20 protein-coding genes are annotated in these 24,504 nt (G+C 61.6%); 15 read left to right on the top strand and 5 right to left on the bottom strand.

Annotation, left to right across the window (positions count from 1 at the left end; genetic code table 11):
- Positions 1-26: 26 nt before the first annotated feature.
- The 5 genes from CIC07_RS18520 (at position 27) to CIC07_RS18500 (ending at position 8,686) form a co-directional block, all read left to right on the top strand.
- Positions 27-1,769: a family 43 glycosylhydrolase gene (locus CIC07_RS18520; protein WP_076353946.1), complete on the top strand. Its 1,743-nt coding sequence runs from the start codon at positions 27-29 to the stop codon at positions 1,767-1,769.
- Positions 1,770-1,952: 183 nt separating this feature from the next.
- On the top strand, positions 1,953-3,239 hold the full coding sequence (locus CIC07_RS18515; RefSeq protein ID WP_076356770.1) for an ABC transporter substrate-binding protein: 1,287 nt from the start codon (positions 1,953-1,955) through the stop codon (positions 3,237-3,239).
- Between the two features lie 28 nt (positions 3,240-3,267).
- Positions 3,268-5,073: a cache domain-containing sensor histidine kinase gene (locus CIC07_RS18510; protein ID WP_076353948.1), complete on the top strand. Its 1,806-nt coding sequence runs from the start codon at positions 3,268-3,270 to the stop codon at positions 5,071-5,073.
- Positions 5,074-6,702, top strand: a complete 1,629-nt coding sequence (locus tag CIC07_RS18505; RefSeq protein WP_076353950.1) for a response regulator — start codon at positions 5,074-5,076, stop codon at positions 6,700-6,702.
- Positions 6,703-6,919: 217 nt separating this feature from the next.
- Positions 6,920-8,686, top strand: a complete 1,767-nt coding sequence (locus tag CIC07_RS18500) for a glycoside hydrolase family 2 protein (protein WP_076353952.1) — start codon at positions 6,920-6,922, stop codon at positions 8,684-8,686.
- Positions 8,687-9,039: 353 nt separating this feature from the next.
- Here CIC07_RS18500 and CIC07_RS18495 read toward each other — a convergent pair whose 3' ends face one another.
- Positions 9,040-10,986: a prenyltransferase/squalene oxidase repeat-containing protein gene (locus tag CIC07_RS18495; protein ID WP_076353954.1), complete on the bottom strand. Its 1,947-nt coding sequence runs from the start codon at positions 10,984-10,986 to the stop codon at positions 9,040-9,042.
- Positions 10,987-11,101: 115 nt separating this feature from the next.
- Between CIC07_RS18495 and CIC07_RS25220 the strand changes: the two genes are divergently transcribed.
- Positions 11,102-11,197, top strand: a complete 96-nt coding sequence (locus CIC07_RS25220) for a dihydroorotate dehydrogenase (protein ID WP_200801143.1) — start codon at positions 11,102-11,104, stop codon at positions 11,195-11,197.
- Between the two features lie 312 nt (positions 11,198-11,509).
- Here CIC07_RS25220 and yhbH read toward each other — a convergent pair whose 3' ends face one another.
- Positions 11,510-12,655, bottom strand: coding sequence for a sporulation protein YhbH (gene yhbH, locus CIC07_RS18490; protein WP_021879980.1), 1,146 nt, complete (start codon positions 12,653-12,655; stop codon positions 11,510-11,512).
- 200 nt (positions 12,656-12,855) lie between these two features.
- Between yhbH and CIC07_RS18485 the strand changes: the two genes are divergently transcribed.
- Positions 12,856-13,239: a DUF423 domain-containing protein gene (locus CIC07_RS18485; protein ID WP_076353956.1), complete on the top strand. Its 384-nt coding sequence runs from the start codon at positions 12,856-12,858 to the stop codon at positions 13,237-13,239.
- A 132-nt stretch (positions 13,240-13,371) separates the two neighbouring features.
- Here the strand turns inward: CIC07_RS18485 and CIC07_RS18480 are convergent, their stop codons facing one another.
- A complete protein-coding gene (locus CIC07_RS18480) occupies positions 13,372-13,812 on the bottom strand; it encodes a hypothetical protein (RefSeq protein WP_076353958.1) in 441 nt (146 codons plus the stop codon).
- A gap of 223 nt (positions 13,813-14,035) precedes the next feature.
- On the opposite strand from CIC07_RS18480, the gene CIC07_RS18475 reads away from it, so the two are divergent.
- The 3 genes from CIC07_RS18475 to CIC07_RS18465 all read left to right on the top strand — a co-directional run bounded on the left by CIC07_RS18475 (position 14,036) and on the right by CIC07_RS18465 (position 17,222).
- Positions 14,036-14,665, top strand: coding sequence for a biliverdin-producing heme oxygenase (locus CIC07_RS18475; RefSeq protein ID WP_076353960.1), 630 nt, complete (start codon positions 14,036-14,038; stop codon positions 14,663-14,665).
- Positions 14,666-14,966: 301 nt separating this feature from the next.
- Positions 14,967-15,278 carry a YunC family protein gene (locus CIC07_RS18470; protein WP_076353962.1) on the top strand — a complete coding sequence of 104 codons (312 nt, stop codon included), beginning with the start codon at positions 14,967-14,969 and terminating at the stop codon, positions 15,276-15,278.
- A gap of 168 nt (positions 15,279-15,446) precedes the next feature.
- Positions 15,447-17,222 carry an ATP-binding protein gene (locus CIC07_RS18465; protein WP_076353964.1) on the top strand — a complete coding sequence of 592 codons (1,776 nt, stop codon included), beginning with the start codon at positions 15,447-15,449 and terminating at the stop codon, positions 17,220-17,222.
- Positions 17,223-17,408: 186 nt separating this feature from the next.
- On the opposite strand, the gene mtnA is transcribed toward CIC07_RS18465, so the two are convergent.
- Positions 17,409-18,506, bottom strand: coding sequence for an S-methyl-5-thioribose-1-phosphate isomerase (mtnA, locus tag CIC07_RS18460; RefSeq protein WP_240923485.1), 1,098 nt, complete (start codon positions 18,504-18,506; stop codon positions 17,409-17,411).
- Between the two features lie 87 nt (positions 18,507-18,593).
- The gene (gene mtnK / locus CIC07_RS18455; RefSeq protein WP_076353968.1) at positions 18,594-19,805 is read right to left on the bottom strand and encodes an S-methyl-5-thioribose kinase; all 1,212 of its coding nucleotides are present in this window, start codon (positions 19,803-19,805) and stop codon (positions 18,594-18,596) included.
- 195 nt (positions 19,806-20,000) lie between these two features.
- On the opposite strand from mtnK, the gene CIC07_RS18450 reads away from it, so the two are divergent.
- From CIC07_RS18450 to sufU, 5 genes are all read left to right on the top strand, one after another.
- On the top strand, positions 20,001-20,606 hold the full coding sequence (locus CIC07_RS18450) for a DUF1802 family protein (RefSeq protein ID WP_083687872.1): 606 nt from the start codon (positions 20,001-20,003) through the stop codon (positions 20,604-20,606).
- A gap of 164 nt (positions 20,607-20,770) precedes the next feature.
- Positions 20,771-21,550 (top strand): Fe-S cluster assembly ATPase SufC, encoded by a 780-nt coding sequence (gene sufC / locus CIC07_RS18445; protein WP_076353970.1) that lies wholly within the window; start codon positions 20,771-20,773, stop codon positions 21,548-21,550.
- Positions 21,551-21,566: 16 nt separating this feature from the next.
- Entirely contained in the window at positions 21,567-22,865 is a 1,299-nt protein-coding gene (gene sufD, locus CIC07_RS18440; RefSeq protein WP_076353972.1) for a Fe-S cluster assembly protein SufD, read from the top strand.
- Positions 22,865-24,091 (top strand): cysteine desulfurase, encoded by a 1,227-nt coding sequence (locus CIC07_RS18435; protein WP_076353974.1) that lies wholly within the window; start codon positions 22,865-22,867, stop codon positions 24,089-24,091. Before sufD ends, CIC07_RS18435 begins: the two co-directional genes overlap by 1 nt.
- Positions 24,078-24,503, top strand: a complete 426-nt coding sequence (gene sufU, locus CIC07_RS18430) for a Fe-S cluster assembly sulfur transfer protein SufU (protein WP_021882199.1) — start codon at positions 24,078-24,080, stop codon at positions 24,501-24,503. The genes CIC07_RS18435 and sufU overlap by 14 nt, the downstream gene beginning before the upstream one ends.
- Position 24,504 lies beyond the last annotated feature (1 nt).

Below are 24,504 nucleotides of genomic sequence, written 5' to 3'. Positions count from 1 at the left end.
ACAACATGAGAGCAAGGAGACAACCGATGTCAATACGAGGCAAAAGAGCTTTCCTGCTAGCGGCGGGAGTGCTTCTGGTGCTGATCGCAGGAGGAATCTATTGGATGCAGCAGCAGGGAGACGACGGGAAAACGCTTTCGTATAATGGGCATGGAGGCATGTTCAAGAACACGCTCGCCGAGATCGATACGCCGGACCCGAGCGTGGTCTATCGAAACGGCTTCTACTATATGACGTTCACGCATAACGGAGCCGACATCATGGTCATGAAATCCCGGACGCTGGATTTCCGCTCCGCCGAGCGCAAGGTCGTCTGGTATCCGCCGGCGGAAACGGCTTATTCGGCGAATCTGTGGGCGCCGGAGATCCAGCATCTGCAAGGGAAGTGGTACATCTACTTCGCCGCCGACGACGGAGACAACGCCAACCACCGGATGTATGTGCTGGAAGGAGAGGGCGACGATCCCATGGGCGGCTATGTTTTGAAGGGGCAGCTCGAGGACGATGCCGGCAAATGGGCGATCGACGGGCTGGCGATGGAGCATGAGGGCAAGCTCTACTTCGTCTGGTCGGGATGGGAAGGCGACGTGAACGAGGCCCAGAACACGTATATCGCGCCGATGAGCGATCCGTGGACGATCAGCGGGCCCCGGGTGCTGCTGAGCCGGCCGGAGCTGGACTGGGAAAGGGGCGGCGGACCCCCTTATATCAACGAAGGCCAGTCGCTGCTGTACAAGGATGGCCGCGTCTTCATCGTGTATTCGGGAGCGGGCAGCTGGACGCCGCTCTACAGCCTCGGGCTGCTTGCGCTGAAGCCGGGCGGCAATCCTCTGGAGCCTTCCGACTGGACCAAGGCGCAGGAGCCGCTGCTCGCCATGGACGAGGAGGCGGGCGTCTACGGACCCGGCCATAATTCCTTCGTCCCCTCGCCGGACGGAAGCGAGACATGGCTTGTCTACCATGCCACCTCCGGCCCGGCCGACGGCTGGAACAACCGCAAGGCGCGGGCTGCGCGGGTGGAATGGGACAAGAACGGACTGCCGCTCTTCGGCAAGCCGCAGGCGCTGGAGACGCCGATCCGGATGCCTGCGGGAATGGGAGTCTTCCAGGCGAAGGACGCGGTCCGGGACGGAGACCGGCTCAGCTTCGGAGCCATTCCGTCGACGGTGGAAGCCGGCGCTCCGGTGCTGGTCCATTACCGGAATGCCGGAGGAAGCGAGGCTGCCGCGCGCATCGGAACCGCCGATGCGGGAGAACCGGCGGAGCTGAAGCTGGCGCCGACGGCTGCGGACAGCATCGGCTACGTCTATGGACGGGTTGGATTGCGCGAAGGAATGAACGAGCTGGCGGTGGAAGCGGCGGGAAGCGGCGTGGAGGTGCTTGCCGTAGAAATCCCCCGCTATGAAGCCGAGTGGGCGGCGTTCGGAGGCGCTGCGGCCGAGGAAGAGAATCCGTATGCCTCCAGGGGCGCTGCCGCCGGATTGTACGGCGAGGGCGACTTCCTGCGGTTCAGCCATGTGAGCGTGCCTCGCGGCGGAAAGTACACGGTATCGGTGAGCGTCCTGAATCCTGCGGACGGCGCGGAGCTGTCGCTTGCCGCGAACGGGGGACGCGGGTCGGCCGTAAAGCTGAAGCCGCAGGAGCGCAATGCGGCAGGCGTGTACGAGGCGGAGCTGGAGCTGAAGGCCGGGGAGAACGAGCTTGTTCTCTTTGACAGCCGAGGAAGCTTCATTATAGATTATGTGGATATATGGAGAAGGCCCGGCTGACGGGCCTTCCCGGGACAGCGGTCCGAATAGGAACGTTCACAGGCGGCAGGATCCGGAACGATGCCGGGAAGGATGCCGCCGGTTCATTCCACTTGAAGACCAGCGCGAGACGGAGGAGCATGCAGCATGACAGGCAGCCGAAGCAACAGGAGCAGTCGGGACAGTGTGATCGGATATGGGAATATGACGAAAAGGCGGATCGCGCTGCTGCTGGGCGCTTCCATCGCGGCGGCGGCCGCCGCGGGCTGCTCCGGAGAGAAGCCGGCCGAGAAGCTGCCGGATCCCGTCCAGCCGGTCGTGCTGGAGTATTGGACCCCCTTCAGCGGCGGGGACAATATTTTCATGACGGAGCTCGTCGAGAAGTTCAACGCGGAGCATGAGGACATCCGGGTCGAGCAGATCAATTCCCGGCTGGACGACTATTACTCGCGCCTTCGGACCGCCATCCTGGCCGGCAACGCGCCGGATCTGGCCATTGTCCATGCGACGAACCTGCCGCAATTCGTCCAGAACGGTTACATCGAGAAGCTGGACGAGCCGGCCGCGGAGACGGGGCTGGACTGGAGCATGTTCAATGCGAATATCGCGGAATCGACTCTGTACGGCGGCAGCCATTACGCGGTTCCGCTCGATACGCATGCCTTGGTGCTCTACTACAACAAGAAGTTCCTGCGGCAGGCCGGGCTTCTCGATGCGGAGGGCAAGCCGGTTCTGGAGCCTGGAGAGAAGGGCTTCGCGAGCTTCCTGGAGCGGATCAAGGAGCGCGTTCCCTCCGGCATCGCTCCGCTTGCGCTGCCGAGCACGAGGATCGATTCCGTCTGGCTGTGGTGGAGCCTGTACAACCAGATCGACGGCGGCGGCCGGTTTTTCAGTGCGGACGGGACGAAGGCCGTCTTCGACAACTCCGATTCGCTGCGCGCGCTGGAGTTCGTGGACAGCCTCTACAAGCGGGAGCTTGTTCCTCCCGGCATCAACGATGCCTTCAAGATGTTCCACGACGGAGAAGCGGCGGCGCTGATCACCGGCATGTGGGGCACCGGAGCATTCGAGAAGGCCGAGGGCCTGGAGCTCGGGGTCATTCCTTTTCCCGTCATATACGATCATCCTGCGGTATGGGGAGACACGCATACGCTGGCTCTGCCTGCCAAGGCCGGCCTGTCGCCGGAGAAGCGGAAAGCCGCGCTGACGTTCGCCAAGTGGGCGGTCGACAACGGCGTCATGTGGGCGGAGGCCGGGCATGTCCCGAGCTCCAAGAAGGTCGTGGCGGGCGAAGCGTTCTCGGCGCTCAAGTTCCGCAGCGACTATGCGGCTACCGCCAACTACGTCGTCTACTGGCCTCGTCATGTCAAGCAGTGGACGATGATCGAGAAGCTGATATCCGAGTGGGAGAAGATGATCTACCGTCAGCAGACTCCGGCGCAGGCGCTGGAGCGGGCGGCGGCGAGCGTGGATTCTCAGCTGGGCAAGTAGGCATCGCGGCGGAAGGGGAGCAAGGAATTTGAAGGCATTCGGCAATTGGTTCCGCAATCTGGAGCTGGCGCGCAAGCTGATTCTCATCAATGTCGTTTTCATCGTGCTGCCGCTTGGCCTGATGGGGTATCTCGCCTTCTCCCGCTTCTCCGCTACGACGGAAGGCAAGGTGGGCGATTATCAGCTCCAGACGCTGAAGCAGATGACGCTGAATATCGACACCTATATGAACGAGCTCAACCGCCTGACGGTGATGCCTTACCAGTATCCCAAGGTGACGGCTTATCTGGAGTCGAAGCGGGCTCCGGGACAGGCGCTGTCGCTGGAGGAGATCAACGAGCTGAACAGCTTCGTCACCCAGGTGTTCCTGAACGGGCGCGTCGACATTCTCGGCGTTTCCCTCTACGGCCAGGGCGGAGCGTCGTACGTCGTCCTTCCGGAGAGCCAGTACGTGACGACCTACAAGCTGGACGAAAGCGCGGAGTGGCTGGACCGGTTCAAGGGCCAATACGGCGAGCCGGTGTTCATCGCGACCCATGACGTCCGGTCGACCGGCGGCAATGTGTACCAGGCGTTCTCGATCGCCCGCGAGCTGCGCAGCTTCGACAGCGGCCAGTCGCTCGGCTATATCGTAATCGACGTGGATCCGAAGTTCATCCGCGAGATTCTGTCCAAGGTGAAGCTGGACCCGGAGGAGTCGCTCTACATCGCCGACCGGTCCGGCAACCTCGTCATCCGCAAGGACGACGGGGGAAGAGAGATGGCGCCCGGGCTGTACCTCGGCCGAACCGGGGAAGGCGTCAGCCATGTCCGCAATGACGGACGAGGGCTGCTGGTCTCGCATTTCACCTCGGAGGTGACCGGCTGGACGACGGTCGGCATCGTGCCGGTGGCGAGCCTGATGAAGGATACGGATACGCTGCGGACGTTCATCATCGGCATCGGCGCTACGAGCGTCGGACTTGCGCTGCTGCTGTACGTGTTCATCGCTTACCGAATCACCCGGCCGCTGCGCAAGCTGAGCCGTCTCATGCGGAACGTCGAGCGGGGAGAGCTCGGCCAGAGCTTCCATGCGGAGGGGCGGGACGAGATCGGTGCGCTCGGCCGCTCCTTCAACGAGATGGTCGCCAAGCTGAGCGAGCTCGGCTACCTGCTCTACGAGACCGAGATCCGCGAGAAGGATGCCCAGATTGCGGCTTTGCAGAGCAAGATCAACCCGCATTTTCTCTACAACACGCTCGGGTCGATCAGCATGTATGCGGAGATGGAGGGCAGCCGCGAAATCATCACGATGTCGAACAATCTGAGCCGTCTCCTGCGCTACAGCCTGAGCGGACGCAAGGAGCGGGTGACGCTGAAGGACGAGCTCGACCATGTCTCCGGGTACATGAAGATTCAGCAGATGCGCTACGAGGAGCGGATCAAGTTCACGATGGAAGCCGATCCCTCGCTGCTGGACTGCGAGGCCATCCCGCTCATCATTCAGCCGCTCGTGGAGAACGCGATCAACCATGCCCTGGACAAGGGCGCGGGCCAAGGACGGATCGCGCTGACGGCGGAGGCGGCGGGGCAGGTGCTGGAGATTACGGTGGCCGATGACGGAATCGGCATGAACGCGGAGGCGCTGGAGGCGCTTCGAGCCCATCTGCAGAGCACCAGGGAGCTCGGCGGGCAGTCGGGCAACGGCCTGCTCAACGTCCACCGGCGGATCGTGCTGCACTATGGCGAGGAATACGGCCTGACCTTGGAGAGCATGCCCTATCAGGGCTTCAAGGTCGTGCTCCGGTTTCCGCTGCTCCATCATGCAGGCGCCAGATTGGAGGAGATCGGGTAAATGCCGAAACTATTGATTGTCGATGACGAGTCGATCTTCCGCAGGGGGCTCCGCAAGATGATCGCCGGCCTCGACGAGAGCTGGGAGATCGTCGGCGAAGCCTGCGACGGCTACGAAGCGCTTGACAAAATCGAGGAGCTCGCTCCCGATGTCCTGCTGACGGATATCCGCATGCCTCGCATGGACGGCATTCAGCTGCAGCAGATGGCGGGCAGCCGGCGCCAGGAGCTGCTGACCGTCGTCGTCAGCGGCTACGACGACTTTGCCTACGTCCAGCAGTCGATGCGCCAGGGGGCGATGGACTATCTGATGAAGCCGGTCGAGCGCGAGGAGCTGTCTCAGGTGCTGGAGAGGCTCAAGGCGGAGGTGGAGCGGCGCCGGAAGTCCGCGCGTTCGGAGGCGGGCTGGGATGCGCAGCCGGCGGTGCGGCGCCATATGACGGAGCATCTGGCCGAATCGCTGCTGTCGGGCAGGGTGGACGAGAGCGAGCTGCGGCTGCTGGAGCAGATGGGCATCGCGCTCCCGCATCCGTACTTCGTCTGCATGGTCATCAAGCTCGACAAGCAGTCGGTCGGAGAGGAGCGCTACCGGAGCGGCGACGCTTCGCTGTTCCAGCTGTACATCCAGCAGTTCGTGCAGGAAATGCTGGACCGGCACGCCAAGGGGCTCAGCTTCGTGCTGTCGGACTCCAAGGTGGTCGCGCTCATCAATCTGGAGCGGCCCGAGCCGCTGCCCAGCCGTTCGGATTCGCTGGCGGACATGATCCGCAGGCAGATCTCTTCCCTGTCGCGGCTGACGGTGACGATCGGGGTCGGACGGCCTGCAGAGGGGCTGGCCGGCATTCCGAAGGCGTACGGCGAAGCCGAGATCGCGCTGCTGCACCGGCTCATCGTCGGGGGCGACAGCGTGCTGGACTACGCCGCGGTCGCCGGGAGCAGCCGGCCGGACGACGAGGCCGCGAAGCGTTCCGCCGACAGCCTGGAGAAGGCGGTCATGGAAGGCCGGCGCGGAATCATCGCGGCCATGGCGCGGCAGTGGATCGACGAGCTGTGCGGCACGGCCCGCACGCCGGAGAGCATCCACCAGCAGCTGTGCAAGCTGCTGATCCGCTACTACGAGCTGGCGGAGGAGCTCGGGGCGGCGGGCGCCTGGCTGGACCGCTCGGATATCGGCAGGATGCTCGTCGAGATTTGCGCCATCACCTCCCGGCAGGAGCTGGCGGAGCGGCTGGAGGAGCTGCTGTGCCGGCTTGCGGAGGCGATCCAGCAGTCGAGGGAGCAGCAGGACCGGGATCCGATCGCGGCGGCCAGCCGCTACATCGAGGCGAACTTCCGGGAGGCGCTGACGCTGAAGGACGTCGCGGACGAGGTGTTTTTGAACCCGGCTTACTTCAGCAATCTGTTCAAGCAGCGGACGGGCGTCACCTTCATCGAGCAGCTGACCCGCGTCCGCACGAGAGAGGCCCAGCGCAAGCTCGCCTTCACCAACGAGAAGATCAATGCGATCGCCGAGGAGACCGGATTCGCCCATGTGCGGCATTTCAACCGGGTATTCAAAAGCCGGCTCGGCGTCTCGCCCAAAGAATATAGGGACAGCATGCGCGCGGGCGGCGATCGCCCGCTGGCATGAGGCTTGCGGCGGGGAAGACAGGGATGATGCGGGAGGCCGAGTCTTCAATTTGCCATGGCCGATAAGAGCGCGAGGTTTATTGAAGAGCTCGTGAAGTCCATTGAAGGGCTGGACCATGAAGTCTGTTGAAGAGCGCATGAATTCTGTCTGAAAAAGAACGCATGAATTCTGTCCAGTGATAGCAGCAGGTCCAAAATAGGAGCGGAGGGTTATGGTTATGGGAGAGCAGCATCGCGCGGAGTATCCGAGGCCGCAATTCGCCAGAGACAACTGGATCAATCTGAACGGGCCATGGGAGTTCGGCTTCGACGACGCCGGAGAAGGAGAGGGAAAAGGGTGGCATAAGGGCGAGACGCCTTTGGAGCGCGTCATTCAGGTGCCGTTCGCCTTCCAAAGCAAGCTGAGCGGCATCGGAGATCCGGACTTTCACGACATCGTCTGGTACCGCCGGGAGCTGGAGCTTCCCGAGCCGATGGCAGGCAGGAGGATTCGGCTCCATTTCGGAGCGGTCGACTACGACGCCTCGGTCTGGGTGAACGGCATTCTCGTCGCCCGCCACGAGGGAGGGCATACGCCGTTCAGCGCGGATATCACCGATGCCCTGCATAAGGACGGTCGAAGCAGCCGGCTCGTCGTGAAGGCGGCCGACTACAGCAAGGACGTCACGCTGCCGCGCGGCAAGCAGTATTGGAAAAGCGATTCGGCCAGCATCTTCTACACCCGCACGACCGGCATTTGGCAGACGGTATGGATGGAGGCGGTGTCCGAGACCTCGCTGGGCAAGGTGAGATTCACGCCGGATATCGACCGCCAAACGGTGGAAATCCGCTCCTGGATGCAGGGGCCTCTGAGAGAGGGGTTGACGCTGCAGGTGGACATTTCGTTCCAGGGCGAGCCGGTTGCCAGCGATACGTTCTCGGTGCGCGGCCCGCATGAAGCCCGCAGCATCACGCTGGCGGACTTCAACGACCACGGCCTCGGCCGCTGGTGGTCGCCGGAGCGGCCGCATCTGTACGACGTCCGATTCCGGCTGCTGGACAAGGAAGAGCTGCTCGACGAGGTGACGAGCTACTTCGGAATGCGCAAGATCTCGATCGAGAGCGGCAGGCTGTGCCTGAACAACCGGCCTTATTTCATGAAGCTGGTTCTGGACCAGGGTTATTTCCCGGACGGCAACCTTACGCCGCCGAGCGACGAGGCGATCCGGCGCGATGTCGAGCTGACCAAGGAGATGGGCTTCAACGGAGCCCGCAAGCACCAGAAGCTGGAGGATCCGCGCTATTTGTACTGGTGCGACAAGCTGGGCTTGCTCGTATGGGGCGAGGCGGCCAACGCGTACGAATACTCGGAGGAGTACGTGCGGCGCTTCGCTCAGGAATGGCAGGAGAGCATCGAGAGGGACTACAATCATCCGTCGGTCGTCGTCTGGGTGCCGCTCAACGAGAGCTGGGGCGTGCCGAACATCGCCGTCGACAAGCGTCAGCAGGAGCATGCCCAGGCGATGTACCATCTGACAAGGTCGCTTGACGCGACGCGTCCGGTCATCTCCAACGACGGCTGGGAGATGGTGAGCACCGACTTGTTCAATATCCACGATTACGAATGGCGCCGGGAAGTGCTGGAGAAAAGATATTCCACGGCGGACAACGCCGTCTCGGCAACGCCGGCCGGGCGCGTGCTGGCGGTGGAAGGCTTCCCGTACCGCGGACAGCCGATCCTCGTGACGGAGTTCGGCGGCATCGCCTACAAGAAAAGCGACTGGGAAGGCTGGGGGTATTCCGGTGCGGAGAACGACGAGGACTTCGCGGCCCGGCTGAACGCAGTCATTTCGCCGCTGCTTCTGTCCGGATGCGTGCAGGGGTATTGCTATACGCAGCTGACGGACGTGGAGCAGGAGATCAACGGCCTGCTGACGTACGACCGCCAGCCCAAGCTGCCGCTGGAGACGATCCGGACGATCAACGAGGGACGCTGGCAGCAATAGAGTCAAGCGGAGGATTGTTCCGCAAGCCGCTTCCTAGACCTTTCAACCGGATTTAAAGCCGGAATGAGCCGAGAAAACCGTCTTATTCGCTCATCCGGCCCCAGCCCTCGGGGCGAACCAAGTCCTCCACTTGCACTGGGGATGGAGGTGAGATCGGATATACTGCGGCAGAGGGAGCAGGAACGGCATTTCAAATAAACACCGGCTAAACCCGGCTCCGAGAGAGCCGGGTTTAGCTATTTATTGCCATGGCTGCGGCATAGGATCGATTTTCGCCAGCCTAGGCTCGCGGAGAACAAGACGGTTAATCATCTGCCAGCTAAAGCGGTCCTCCGAGCGCTCAAGCCTGAGGCTCAGCTCCGATCCGGGACGGAGGACGCGCTTGCCGCATAAGCGGACAGCACCCGCAGCGGCCATATGTACCGGCTGCTATGATAGTTCAGGTACACATGGCCGGGCAAGCCGCCTCCGGTCGGATAGCGGCTGCGCCAGTCATCCGCCTCCAATAGCTCGATCAGGCATTCGATGCCCCGATCGATGGCGGCGGGGGGCGAGGAGGGATGAGCCATCAACCCTTCCAGCGCCCAGGCGGTTTGCGAGGGCGTGCTCGCTCCGAGCGCGCGGTATTCTGCGGCGACATCGCTGAGGCAGGATTCGCCCCAGCCGCCATCCGCATTCTGCACGGAGAGGAGCCAGTTCATGCCGCGGTAGAGGGCGGAAGCGCTGCGCTTGGCACGCATGGCCATAAGGCCGGCGAGCGCTGCGCCGGTACCGTGCACATAGGCGATTCCCCAGCGGCCCGGCCAGCACCCGGGGCGCTGCTGCTGCTTCAGGATCCAGGCGGCAGCACGGGCGGCGGCGTCGCCGTCCGGATCGTCTCCGCCTTCCTCGGCGCCGATCGCCGCGCTGACCCATGAAGGCGCCGGGGCGTCCCGGCGGCTTGCCCATACCAGCGTGCGGGCGGTCAGATCGACGGTCGGCGGATCGGTCACGATCTGCGAGGCCTGCTCGAACTGGATCAGCCCGATCAGAGGGCTTCCGGATTCGCGCTCGAAGGCAGGCCAGCCGCCGCTTCTGTTCTGCATCGACCATACCCAGCGGTCTCCTCGCTCCCGGGCTTCATCCGGAAAAGCATCTCCCGCATGTATCCGTTGGAGCATCGATAGGGAAGCCGTCGTATCGTCGATATCCGGGTATCGGGTGTTCACATCCGAGAACCCCCAGCCTCCCGGAGGCGTGCGGCGATTGCGGCGGGCCCAGTCGCCTTTGGCCGTCTGCTGGCGGGAGGCTATATATCCGGCCGCCCGCTGCAGCGCGCCATGGTCTCCGGGAAGTCCGCTTTCATGCAGCACGCAGCCCAGCATCGCCGTGTCCCATACGGTCGAGGAAGCGATCTGCAGATGGGAGATCTCATGCCGCGGATCATCCCATACGAGCGACCGGATTCCTTCCAGACCGCGCCTTATGACCTCATGGCCCGGCGCGTAGCCGATGGAGACAAGAGCTGCGATCATGAGGATGGTGGCGGTCGAATAGGTGAGCAGAGTGCCGTTCGGCTCTATCCGTTCGAGCATGAATTTTTCTCCCTTGTCCAGCGACGCCGGGTAGAGAGGGGAATGGCCCGCGGCGAGCGCCTCGGCCATGCCGGCGAGCGGTCCCGGAAGAGCGGGGGGCTTCAGGAAGCTTCTGCTCTCTCCGGCCACGAGCTCCGAGAGATTGGGCAGCCGTCCTTCGCCCAGCTTGAAGCTGCCGGAGGCCAGCATGAGCACCGGCACGAGATGGACGCGGGCATGGCCGGACAGATCGAACAGGCTGAGCGGCAGCCAGGACGGGGCGAGCAGCGTCTCGACCGGAATGCGCAAAACCCGCGGCCAATCCAGCTGGCCGGTCATGCAGAGCAGCACCTGGGTCATCATCGTCCGTACTTCTCCAAGCCCGCCTCGAGCGAGAATGAAGCGGCGGGCGTTGACCATCCGAGGATCGCCGTATTCGTAGTAGCCGGATGCGAGCAGCGCGTAATAGGCTTCCACAGTCGACTCCAGATGGCCTTCCTTCTGATCCTCATGCAGCTTCCAGCCTCCGCCGTTCTCCTGAAGCACGGCGATGCGCTGCGCGATCCGCCGAGCCAGCTCCCGATGTTCCTCCATCCAATCCATCGCCTGCAGCAGGATGAGCAAAAAAGCATCGCTCATGACGCCGCTCTCGCAGCACAGCCGCCATGCGCCGTCGGGACTTTGCCGCTCCAGGAGCTCTACCCGGAGCCGGTCTGCCGTTTCCTTCGCCTGTCCGCTCCATTTCATGTCGTCTCACCTCGGTTTCAGCAAGATTATTCATCGCGCCGGAGGCACTCGTCCAATCGCGCGCGCCGTGTACCGCATAGATTGAACCATACGGTCGCAAAAGGAGTTGAAAGCCATGTCGTATGCCGGAGGAGCCGGATGGACCAGCACAAGCATCATTCTTGTCCTGTTCATTCTGCTTGTCATCGTCAGCCGAGTCTGGTTCGTATAACGCGAGCAGCGGCATGAAGGGCGGGATGCCGGGAGGCGTCCTGCCGCAGGCAAAGGGCTGTGCCGACCGCCGGACCACACGAGGTCCGGCGGGGCGCAGCCCTTTTGGCACGTCTCGAGGCGGCGAATGCCTGCCGCCAAGAGACGGCCTATAGCGTGAGCGCGCCGCGAGGCAGCAAGATGGCATGGCGCCGCGAGGCGGCAAATGCATGATGCCGCAAGTTGGGCGACGGCATGGCGCCGCGAGGCAGCCAACGGCATGGCGCCGCGAAGCGGCCGATGGCATGAACGCCTCGAGCCGGCCTGCCGGGCTTCAGCCTGCCGGCTTCGCGAAGAACCGCTTGAGGGCATCGTAGACCTCGCTTTTGTCGCGGATGACGGAGAACAGGAATTTCTTGTCCTGGATATGCTTGTAGGCGGACATCAGGGTGCTGCTCCGGTTGTACTGGTTGACCTCGCCATAGCCGAACAGGTTGGACCGCTTCATCAGCTCGTCGATCAGCTTGATGCATTTCTCATTGTCGGAGGTCAGGTTGTCGCCGTCGGAGAAGTGGAACGGGTAGATATTCCAATTGGCGGAAGGGTAGCGGCTGTCGATGATGTCGAGCGCCTTCTGATAGGCGGACGAGCAGATCGTGCCGCCGCTCTCGCCGCGGGTGAAGAACTCCTCCTCGGTCACTTCCTTCGCTTCCGTGTGGTGGGCGACGAATACGATCTCGACATGCTCGTATTTGCGGCGCAGGAACTTGGTCATCCAGAAGAAGAAGCTGCGGGCGCAGTATTTCTCGAACGAGCCCATGCTTCCGGATGTATCCATGAGGGCGAGCACGACGGCGTTGGAGTGGGGCTTCATGACCTCCTGCCACGTTTTGTAGCGCAGATCCTCCGGGGTGATCCCACCGATGCCTTGGCGTCCCGCGTTGGCGTTGCGCCGAAGATTCTCGAGCAGCGTCCGCTTCTTGTCGATGTTGCTCATGATGCCTTTTTTGCGGATATCCTGAAACACGATGTCGGCGGCTTGGACGTTCTCCTTCTGCTTCTGCTCCAGCCTCGGCAGCTCCAGCTCCTCGAACAGCAGATCCTCCAGCTCATCCATGGTGACCTCGGTCTCGAAGTAATCCTCTCCGGCCTGATCGCCGGCCCCTTGGCCCTTGCCTTTGCCCTTGGCTGCGGAAGGGTCCACGCCGAGAACGTCGCCCACCTGGGAGTCCCCGTCTCCTTGTCCGACATGCTGCTGCTTGTTGTGATTGTAGACGAAGCGGTACTCGTCGATGCTTTTTACCGGCACCTTGACGGTTTCGCGCCCATTCGAGAGGATGATGCTCTCGTCGGTGACGATATCTTTCAGATTTTGCTTGATGGCCTCGCGCACCTTCTGCTGATGGCGGGTCTGGTCCTGATAGCCTTTGCGATGCAGGGACCAATCCTCGCGGGAGACGATGGACAGCGGTTCCGTCATAGCCGCTCACCCCACTATGTGTATTTCAGAGCCTGTAGGACCTGTTCTCCAAGTATATTCATGGGGAGGGGATTCATTACCGAATGCCGGCGCCGGGGTCAGGCGTCTGCCGGCGCTGGACGAGCCTTGAAGGGGATATGGTATAATAGGAACATCCGCAAGCCGGATCAAGTGCTTGCAAGAAGAGGTGAAGCCGCATCATGTTTCCCCGTTATATCGCCTACGGCTCGGTCCACGCCCTGATCTCCGTCGCGCTCGGAGCGTTCGGCGCCCATGGGCTCAAGGACCGCCTTACGAGCGACATGCTGGACGTATTCGAGACCGGCGTCCGTTATCAGATGTATCATGCCATTGCCCTTATCCTCATCGCCTTCGCCGCCAGCCGTCTGGGAGAGATCCGGGCCTTGCGCAACGGCGGCCGGCTCATCAATGCCGGCATCTTCCTCTTCTCGGGAAGCCTGTACGTGCTGAGCATGAGCGGAGTCACCTGGCTCGGAGCCATCACGCCGCTCGGAGGACTCTGCTTCATCGCCGGCTGGGCGCTGACCGCCTGGGCCGCATGGAGCGCAAGGGGCCGTTCTTGAGAACGGGCAACCGTCCGCGGATCGAGGTCTTTTAAGCAAAAAAATGCGGCGGCACCTTGGAGGTGCCGCCGCATTTGCAAAAACAGGAAGAGCGGCGGGCAGAGCATGCGGCCCGCCGTCCTTGCCGGCCTGTTAGCTGAAGTCGTCGATTTCCTGGAGCAGGAACGTGTAGACCTGCTTCTCGTCGACATGATAGACAGTGATGAGATCGCCCTCGATGTTGAGGATTCTTCCCGGAATGCTCATGCGGACGCCTTTGCCTTTGTTGATGCTGAGCCGGACGAGAGTTTTTTGTTCCATATGATGCACCAGGGTGGACGTGACGCCGGAGGATTCGGAGCCGCTGGAAGGCTGTGCGGCCTCGGGCGCTCCGGAGCCGGCCTGCATCATCCCGGATGGAATGTCTTCCTCGGGGAACGAAGCGCCGACGAGGGAGCTCTTGCCGATCTTGTAGCTGCTTATCCCTGCCGACTGCAGCAGCTGCCTGAGCCTGGCCTCGGCAAGGTCCCGGGTAACCGCATCAATGATGAGATCCGTTTGGAAGGAATAGGTATTAGGTCCTTTACCGTTCATGATGTATGTAGTTCCTCCGAACTTGATAGAGATAATAATATAACTATATCATCAGATAACCTAATGACATAGACCTATTTTTGAAGCGGAGATCTGTCATGAAATCGGTTGTGTGATTTGGGTAATAAGACAGATGTCCATGGCGACCGAATCTTGGAAAGAGATGAAAATGAGGGATATTCTGGAGCAAAAAGGTAGTCAATTCATAGAGGAGGTTTTCCGAATGTCCACAGGCATATTGGAACGATTGCGCGAGGAAACGGCGCCAAGCCACGAGAAGCTGGAAAGCAACGCCTATGCCAGAGCCATCATGGATCAGACGATGTCTCTCCAGCAATACAAGCAATATTTGGAGCTGTTCTATGGCTTCGTCAAGCCGATGGAGGCCATCGTGCTGGCCGGCCCGGCAGCGGAGGCATGGGGCATCGATCCCTCAAGGCTCGCCAAGCTGCCTTTGCTGGAGCGGGATTTCAAGGAGCTGGGCTACTCGAGGACGGACATCGGCTTCATTCCCGTCTGCGCTTCCCTTCCGGATGTCTCGGTCCCGGCGCGCATGCTCGGCTATCTGTATGTCATGGAAGGCTCCACGCTCGGCGGACAGGTCATCAGCAGGAAGCTGGCTTCCGGCCTGCAGCTCGGTCCCGAATCGGGAATGTCGTACTTCTACGCCTACGGCCCCGACACGAGAGCGAGATGGGGCGAGATGAGGGAGCTGCTCGTTCGGGAAGGCTCCGACCCGCGGCAGGGCGGCGAAATGATCGATGCGGCAAAAGAGACGTTCACTCTTCTGGATGCCTGGATTCATGCCCGCCTCCAAGAGCAGGCTGTACAGCACAGAGGGCGGGAGGCCTGAGCGGCAATGAAAGAGGACGGTAACGCGAATGGGCATGAGCTGCTGGACAGAACCCTTCTGACGGAAGGCGATTTCGGACTGCGGCAAGGACCGGTCCAGGCCAAAAACCGAAGGCATAAACCGAAGGCATAAACCGTATCCGGGTGGCGGGACGCTGAGCCTGGACCGATGAACGAGGCCGCTGTCGCTCTTGACGGCGGTCTTTTGCTGTCGGCGCCATGCTCCGAGAGCCGGCATTCACCTTCCCCGACCCGCCGCGCATACAATACGGGAGTGCTGAGAAGGGAGGTGGCCCATTGTCATGATGCAGATGGTACCGGTTGCTCTCGGAGACGGAAAAACCGCGCTCGGCATCGAGGTGAAGCTGCCTAAGACGACGCTGCTCGCTGTTACGACGGATAAAGGATACATCATGTGCGGAGCGCTGGACGTCGCTTTGTTCGACAGCAACCCCAAGCTGAAGGAACGGGGAGTCGTCGCCGCTCGCGCCGTCGGCGTCCGGACGCTGGAGGAGCTTCTGGACGCTCCGCTGGAATCGGTGACGGAGGCGGCCCGGGAGGCCGGCCTCTATGTCGGCATGAAGGGAATCGAAGCCGTCCGGCAGCTGGCTTGACGGATCGGCAGGAGGATTCCCGAATAGGGAATGAAGCAGGATGGCAAGAGAGGGCGGCGGGGATGCTGCCCTTTTTTGTTGTTTTTTTGGAAAATCGGCCGTCTCGCTAAAGGGATTGATCCGTTCGTTGATGAAATAGACACAATCGACTTCCTGGAGGGAGAATGAATGCGTCCATTTGCCAATGAAGAGTGGTTTTCTGCGATCCTTCCGAATTCCAACGTGCCGTTGAGCGGAATGATGAGCATTTCGGGTCACGGCCATATCCTATACATTTACGAAAATGTGGACCGCTACATCCAGAATGCGGTTGCGTTTGTCCGCATGGGAATCCAGCAGGGGCATCAGACCGCGATCATCGAATCCGCGGCGCTCTATGAAACCATCCGCAGGCTGCTCTCCCGGCAGATGGATGAGAGCCAGCTTGCCCTTGTCCATCATATCGATCGGGAAGAGCTGTACCGGATGGACGGAGGGTTCCGGAGCGGCGTCTTCATGGAGAGATTCTCCCGCGCGGTGGAAGCCTATCAGAGCCAAGGCCTGTTCCTGCGCACATGGGGCAATATTCCGCTCAAGGATGTGCAAGAGATCAGCCTCGAGCTCGATGCCATGGAGCATCTGGCGGATGAATGCGTAGGCGGAAACGGGCTGATCTCCGTATGCGCCTATGACGGCAGGCAAATATCGGCCGCCTTCCAGCTTGCGCTGCTGAGGAGCCACGAATATCACATGACCGACGAGGAATTCGTCGGGTCCAGCCTGTACCTGCGGCGCTCCGACATTTACCCGTCCCTGGCCGTGCAGAACGAGCAGCAGATCGACATGGACCGCAGCAAGCAGGAAGCGAGCCTGATGCGGAGCCAGCTGCTGGCGACGAAGCATCAGCTGGAGTCCTTCATCACCCGGAACCTGGATCCGGTGCTCATTCTGGACGACCATGACCTGACCGTCAGCGTCAACCAGGCATTCGAGACGACATTCGGCTGGACGATGGATGAGCTGGTCGGCATGCCGGGCCATTCGCTGCCTCTGCTCCCGGACGAGAGAGCCTTCGAGGTGGGACGCAACAAAACCATCATCACGGCCGGGGGAAGCATCGAGGGCTATGAGTCGGAGCGGGTGACGAAAAGCGGCGTCCGCCTCCATGTCATGGTGTCGAGCTTTCCGCTTCACGACGCCGAGGATGTGATTCGGGGCAGAGCGGTCATCATCCGGGACATTACGGAGAGAATGCAGGCCCAGGAGCTGCTGATCCGCTCGGAGAAGCTGTCGATCGCGGGAGAGCTGGCGGCCGGCATCGCCCATGAAATCCGCAATCCGGTCACGGCGCTCAAGGGCTTCCTGCAGCTCCTTCAGTCCGGGAGCACGGAGAAGCGGGATTATTTCTATGAGATCATGGCTTCGGAAATCCGCCGGATCGAGCAGATTCTCAGCGAGCTGCTCATGCTGGCGAAGCCTCAGGCTGTCCACTTTGAAGCCAAGGATATCCGGCTTCTGCTGGAGGATGTCGTCACGCTGCTGAACGCGCAGGCGATTCTCAACGACGTGCAGATCGTCACTTCCTTCAGCGACGAGGAGATGAGGATCATGTGCGAGGAAAACCAGCTGAAGCAGGTGTGCATCAACATGATCAAAAATGCGATCGAGGCGATGCCGAGAGGCGGCAGCCTGATTATCGACGCCCGGATGATGAAGCCGTACGGACGAGGCGTGATGGTCAGCTTCATCGATGAGGGCTGCGGCATTCCGGCCCATTTGCTGGAGAGGCTCGGCCAGCCGTTCTATACGACCAAGGAAAAAGGAACCGGTCTCGGCTTCATGGTCAGCAAAAAGATCGTCGAAAACCATGGCGGCACGGTCGCCGTGCACAGCGAGGAGAACAAAGGAACGACGATCGTGATCCGGCTGCCGCTGGACGGCGACCGGACAGGCGATGGAGGCTGAGGAATTCCGCAGACCGGGAGCGGAGCCTGAGGTGCTGAGGGCCCGCTGTCCGGAAACGCAGCTTGAGGCCGGAAGCAATGCTTGATTTGCACAGGCTTCCACCCGCAGCGGTATCATTGCCGATCGGAGCTGAACGCAAAAAGCCGCCATGGAGATCTCCATGGCGGCTTGCTGCTGTCTGGCGGCCTATCCCTGGCGGAGCTCCTCGAACAGCTTCTTGAGGTTTTCGCCGTAGGGCGGCCGAATGACGCCTTTTTCGGTAATGATGGCGGTGATATATTCGGCAGGCGTCACATCGAAGGCGGGATTGTACACCTTGACGCCATGAGGCGCGGTGCGCTTGCCGAAGCCCTCGGTCACTTCCTCCGCGTGGCGCTCTTCGATCGGAATCTCCGCTCCGGTCGGCGTGCCGAGATCGATGGTGGAGAGAGGGCATGCGACATAAAAAGGAATTCCATGGGCTTTGGCGAGCACCGCCACGCTGTACGTGCCGATCTTGTTGGCGACGTCGCCGTTCGCGGCGACGCGGTCGGTCCCGACGATGACGGCGTCGATCCAGCCCTTGCTCATGACCATGCCGGCCATATTGTCGCAGATGAGCGTCACGTCGACGCCGGCCTGCTGCAGCTCGAAGGCGGTCAGCCTCGCTCCCTGAAGGACAGGCCGGGTCTCGTCCGCGAATACTTTGAGCGAGATTCCGCGCTCCTGAGCCAGATAGAACGGAGCCAGCGCCGTCCCGTACTTCGCGGTGGCGAGTCCGCCCGCGTTGCAGTGGGTCAGGACGCCCATGCCGTCGCGCATGAGCTCCAGCGCATGCTCGCCGATCCTCCGGTTCGTCGCCTCGTCCTCGCTTTGGATGGCGATCGCCTCGTCGAGCAGGCTTTGCTTGGCCTCATCGAGGGAGGCGGCGCTTTGGGCGAGCACCGCCGCGCGTGCTTTCAGGCGGTCCAGCGCCCAGAACAGGTTGACGGCCGTCGGACGGCTCGTCGCCAGATAGCCGGCCTTCTCGGCTACGCGGCCAAGCCAGGCGGCGAGGCTGTCGTCCGCCTGGAAGGGCTGGCCCGGCAGTCCGCTGCCGAGCACGAGCCCGTAGGCGGCGGCGATGCCGATGGCGGGAGCTCCCCTTACTTTCATATGTCGGATCGCTTCCCAGACGCCTTCGGCATCGGTCAAGGGAAGATAGACGGTCTCCTCCGGAAGCAGGCGCTGGTCAAGCAGCTGAAGCTGGCTGCCCGCCCAAATGAGGGATTGCAGGCCGGGGTACGAGGCTGCGCTGTCGGTCATGATGGTTCCTCCGTTCATTATTCCCTGTCCGGGAATCTCGCCGGCGGAGCCGGCTTTCCGGGCAAGGTGTCGTTGCGCCACCCGCGCCTAGCGCGCGGATGCCGTAAGGGCGATGTCGATGACTTCCTCGATCGAGGCGATGGTGCGGTGGCGCTTGACGAGCTCCTTGCCGATCGCCAGCGCCATGCGCTTCGCGCGCTCGCGGACGGCGTCGTCCGGAATCGCGTCCAGATCGGCGACATGGGCGAAGCCGACGACGCGGCGGATCATCTTGGCTCCGGCGAATCCGGCCGTATCCTCCAGCAGCCGGCTCATATAGAGATCCTGGAAGCCCTCCGCGGCGGAGAAGACGGGATCCTTGCCGTGCTCGTCCCACAGCGTGCGGAACTTGGCGGCGAACTGCGTCCATACGCCGCGAACGGTCTCCGCGAGGAATTCCCGGTACTGCTTGCGGGAATCCGCCTCCGGGCTCCAGTGCTCCTGTCCGGCAAAGTTGAGCAGCAGGTTCGCGATGACCGCGCCGATATCGAAGCCCATCGGGCCGTAGAAGGCGAATTCGGGATCGATCACCTTGGTGGAGTCGGGTAGGGCGAAGATGCTGCCGGTATGCAGGTCTCCGTGGATCAGCGCCTCTCCGCGGGTGAGGAACTTCTCCCTCAACACGGCGATTTCCAGATGGAGCGCGGCGTCCGTGCGGAGCGCCAGCGCCTCGTCGGCGATGGAATCCTCGCAGCTGTTGCGCTCATGCTCGCGGTAAGGCTCGTCGAAGATGAGGTCTTCCGTGATCTGGCACAGCTCCACGTTGACGAACGACTGCTGGCGCAGCTTCTTCTCCTGCTGGCTCATGCCGAGATCCGACGTGAAGAACAGCGTCTGGGCGAGGAAGGTGGAGATGTCGCTCGCGAACCGCGGATACAGAGTGCCTTCCATCAGTCCCTTGCGCATGATGACATGGCTGCTGAGGTCTTCCATGACGGTGATGGCCTGCTCGTGGTCGGTGAAATAGACTTGCGGCACCAGCTCGGGCGCCAGGCTGTGCTGGATCTTGAGGGCTTCGCCCTCGATCCGCGCGCGGTCGACCGACAGCGGCCAGGACTCGCCGAATACTTTGACATAAGGCAGCGCCTGCTTCACGATGAGCCCTTTGCCGGTCGCAGGTTCGGTAATATGGAAGACGAGATTCAGGTTGCCGTCGCCGATCTCGGTGCATTCCAGCTCCGCTCCGGGAGCGAAGACGCCTCCCACCGTGCGGGCGAGCTCGACCGCTTCCGCCTCGCTGTAGGGATGATATGCTGGCATTAGTGATTTCCACCTTTCATGGGTAGCATAATAAAAGAAGGAACAATTCATGAGAATCGCTTGCGGCCGCGTGCGTACGCCAGGCTCTTGTTCTACATAAGCCCTAATTATAGCCCATCTTTTTTAGACTTGAAATAGGCTCGTTTGATATAATGAGGCGAAAATGCTTGACGGGTGAAAGGAGGTGTGGCCGAAGTGAACGTACCTGACGGAGCCGGCGCAGGAGCCGCCGCGCTGAAGGAATGGGCCGTCGCGGTCCGGGCGCTCGAGCAAGGGCGCCAGATCGTCGTCCTGCGCAAGGGCGGCATAGCCGAGGAGACCCGGCGCTTCCGGCTGGAGCGGCCGGATTTCTATCTGCTTCCGGCCTATGAGCATCAGCGGCCGGAGCTTCTCAAGGAGGAGGCGCGCCCGCTACTGGACGAGGTGCTCGGAGAATGGGCCGGCCCGGGTGCCGGCACGGTGTCGATATCGAGCTGTGCGCATGCGGTCGAGGACATTCCCGTTGCGGACCCGGAAGTTCTGGAGCGGATCAGGGAGCGGCATATCTGGACGGATTCCTTCGCCGAGGAACGCCTGAGATGGAAGAAGCGGGATCCGCTGCATGTGCTGCTGCTTCGGGTGTACAAGCTGAGGCAGCCGCTGCGGCTGCCGATGGAGCCGGCCTTCACCGGCTGCAAGTCGTGGATTTCCTTGCCCGAGGGGCTGGACGGCCAACAATCGGAGCCTGTGCTTGGAGACGAGCAGTTCGGCCGGATGAGAATGGAAATCCGAAGCTTGCTCGGCGCAGCCGCGATTGATTGATTTATAACGAGTTTTATACTAAAATTATTATTGAGAACGACTGAGAATGAACTTCGGGCGCAATTGCTCCCGGAGACTCGCAAAGCAGACAGCTTCCACGGCGGAATCCGCCCAGCGGGACACCGCCGCCGGAAGTACTCATATTTGAAGGGAGCATTTCAAAGATGGCAACGCAATTCGTCATTGACGGACTCAAGGCAACGATCGAAGGCAAGGAAATTCTCAAAGGCATCAACCTCAGCATGAAGGGTGGAGAAATCCACGCGATCATGGGACCGAACGGAACGGGCAAAAGCACGCTGGCTTCCGCTCTCATGGGGCATCCGAAGTATGAAGTGACCGAAGGCACCGCGACGCTGAACGACGAGGACCTCATGGAAATGGCCGTGGACGAGCGCGCCCGCGCCGGCCTGTTCCTGGCGATGCAGTACCCGAGCGAGATTTCCGGCGTGACGAACTCCGACTTCCTGCGCAGCGCGATCAACGCCCGCCGCGAGGAAGGCAGCGAGATTTCCCTCATCAAGTTCATCCGCCAGATGGACGGCAAGATGAAAGAGCTGGACATGAACCCCGAGTTCGCGCACCGCTACCTCAACGAAGGCTTCTCCGGCGGCGAGAAGAAGCGCAACGAGATTCTGCAGATGATGCTGCTGGATCCGAAGATCGTCATCCTGGACGAAATCGACTCCGGCCTCGACATCGATGCCCTGAAGATCGTCGCTCAAGGCGTCAACGCGATGCGTTCCGAAGACCGCGCCTTCCTGGTCATCACTCACTACCAGCGCCTGCTGAACTATGTCAAGCCTGACTTCGTGCATGTCATGATGCAAGGCCGCATCGTCAAATCCGGCGGTCCTGAGCTGGCTGAGCGTCTCGAAGCGGAAGGTTATGACTGGGTTAAGGCTGAGCTTGGCATCGAAGACGAAACAGTCGGCCAAGCCTAAGACGGGAGGGAACCAGATGAGCACAGAAGTATCGAACCCCGTTGAACGGGCATATGCGGAAGAAGTATCCCGCGGCAAGGGCGAGCCGGCATGGCTGACCGCCCTGCGCGGCGAAGCGGCCGAGCTGTCGGCGAGCCTGGAATGGCCGAAGCCGGAGAAGACCCGCATCGACCGCTGGAATCTTGGCGCTCTTGGCCGGCATGGCCAGAACACGCCTCTTGCCTCCGAGAACGAGCTGCCTGAGCAGGCGGCATCGCTCGTAGCCGGCGCGCAAGCGCTGCTGGTGCAGCGCGGATCGGGCAATGTCCTGCGCCGCCTGCCGGAGGAGCTGGCTGCCAAAGGCGTCATCTTCACGGATCTCGAGACGGCTGCCTCGGAGCATTCCGAGCTGCTGCAAAAATACCTGTTCAAGGCGATCGCCAAGGACGAGAACAAGCTGACGGCGCTGCACGCGGCGCTGTGGAACGGCGGCGTATTCCTGTACGTGCCCAAAAATGTCGAGGTCGAAGTTCCGCTGCAAGCCCTCTTCTACAACGAGGACGCATCGGTATCGTTCGCTCCGCATATCGTCATCGTGGCCGAACGCCACAGCCGCGTGACTTACGTCGACAACGCCCTTACCGTAGGCGGCGGAGCCGACGCGGTCCACCATTCCATGGTGGAGATCTTCGTTGAAGCCGGCGCCCACGTCGACTTCGCCTCGATCCACCAGCTGGGCTCCAACGTGATCGACATGTCCGTGCGCCGTGCCGTGCTTGAGAACGACGCGCGCATCCAATGGGTGATCGGCGATCTCAACGACGGCAACGTCATGTCCGACACGCTGTCCGTCCTCAAGGGCAACGGATCCTCCTCGGATGCGGCCGTCGTCAGCATCGGCGCGGGCAAGCAGCGCATGAGCCTGACGACTCAGGCGAAGCACTTCGGCCTGAACTCCGACAGCAACATGGTCACCCGCGCCGTCATGAGAGACGAGGCGACGGCGATTATCAACGGCATCACCAAGATCGAGAAGGGCGCGACCAAGGCCAACGGCGTTCAGACGGAGAAAGTTCTCATGCTGAATCCGAAAGCCCGCGGAGACGCGAACCCGATCCTGCTCATCGACGAGGATGACGTAACGGCAGGCCATGCTGCGAGCGTAGGGCAAGTCAACCCCGAGCAAGTCTACTACTTGATGAGCCGGGGCATTTCCAAGCAGGATGCGGAGCGGCTCATCATCTACGGATTCCTGGCGCCGGTTGTAACCGAAATTCCGATCGACGCGGTCCGCGAGCAGCTGCAGCAACTGCTCGAAAGGAAGCTGAACGCCTAATGAATATCGAGGAGATCAGGAAGCAGTTCCCGATTCTTCATCAAGAGGTCAACGGGCATCCGCTCGTTTACCTCGACAACGCGGCGACTTCCCAGAAGCCGCGTTCCGTCATTGAGGCCGTCAAGCGTTATTACGAGTATGACAACTCCAACGTGCACCGCGGCGTCCACACGCTGGGTTCCCGGGCTACGGACGCCTACGAGGGCGCACGGGCGCGCGTAGCGGAGTTCATCGGCTCGCCATCGCCGGAGCAGATCATCTTCACCCGCGGCACGACTTCCGCGCTGAATCTGGTCGCCTCGGGATATGCCCCGTCCGTATTGGAGGAAGGCGACGAGATCGTCATCACGCCGATGGAGCATCACAGCAATCTGATTCCTTGGCAGCAGGCGGCCAAGCGCTCCGGCGCCGTGCTGAAGTATATTCCGCTGCAGCCGGACGGCTCGATCTCGCTCGAGGACGTGGAGAAGACGATCACGGACCGTACGAAGATCGTATCCGTCATGTACGTCTCCAACGTGCTCGGCGTCATCAATCCGATCAAGGAGATCACCGAGATCGCGCACCGCAGCGGCGCCGTAATGGTTGTGGACGGCGCGCAGAGCACGCCGCATATGAAGATCGACGTGCAGGCGCTCGACTGTGACTTCTATGCCCTTTCCGGCCACAAGATGTGCGGGCCAACCGGCATCGGGGCGCTCTACGGACGCAAGTCGCTGCTGGAGAACATGGAGCCGATCGAGTTCGGCGGCGAAATGATCGACTTCGTCGACCTGCAGGATTCCACCTGGAAAGAGATTCCTTGGCGCTTCGAGGCCGGCACTCCGATCATCGCGGGCGCGATCGGCCTTGCGGCGGCGATCGACTTCCTGGAAGAGATCGGCCTCGACAACATCGACCGTCACGAGAAGGAGCTTGCGGCCTATGCCTACGGCAAGCTGTCGGAGATCGACGGCATCACGATCTACGGACCGCGCGAGGGCCGCGTCGGCCTGATTACGTTCAATCTGGACGACGTGCATCCGCATGACGTGGCGACGGCGCTCGACTCCGAAGGCATCGCCGTGCGGGCCGGCCACCATTGCTGCCAGCCGCTGATGCGCTGGCTGGATGTGTCGGCCACTGCGAGGGCAAGCTTCTATCTGTACAATACCGAGCAGGATGTCGACGCTCTGGCGGCTTCATTGCTGCGGACAAAGGAGTTCTTCGGACATGCAATTGGATGATTTGTACCGCCGGGTCATCATGGATCACTATAAAAACCCGCGCAACCGTGGTACGATGGACGAAGACGCAGTTACGATCAACCTCAACAATCCGACCTGCGGCGACCGCATCTCCCTCCAGCTCCAGCTGGAAGGCGACGTGGTGAAGCAGGCGAAGTTCACCGGTGAAGGCTGTTCGATCAGCATGAGCTCGGCTTCCATGATGACGGAGGCGGTCAAGGGCCGTACGCTTGAAGAAGCTTACGCCATGGCCGACAGGTTCTCTTCCCTCATGAAGGGCGAGCCGGTGGAATTCGAGGAGCTTGAAGATATAGAGTCCCTGTCGGGCGTGAACAAATTCCCGGCGCGCATCAAGTGCGCCACTCTGGCTTGGAACGCCCTCCGCAAGGGCGTCGAGGCTCAGGGCAAGTAGG

The sequence above is a fragment of the Paenibacillus sp. RUD330 genome (genome assembly GCF_002243345.2).
Lineage (GTDB): Bacteria > Bacillota > Bacilli > Paenibacillales > Paenibacillaceae > Paenibacillus_O.
This window is presented reverse-complemented; position numbering and strand designations above follow the sequence as displayed.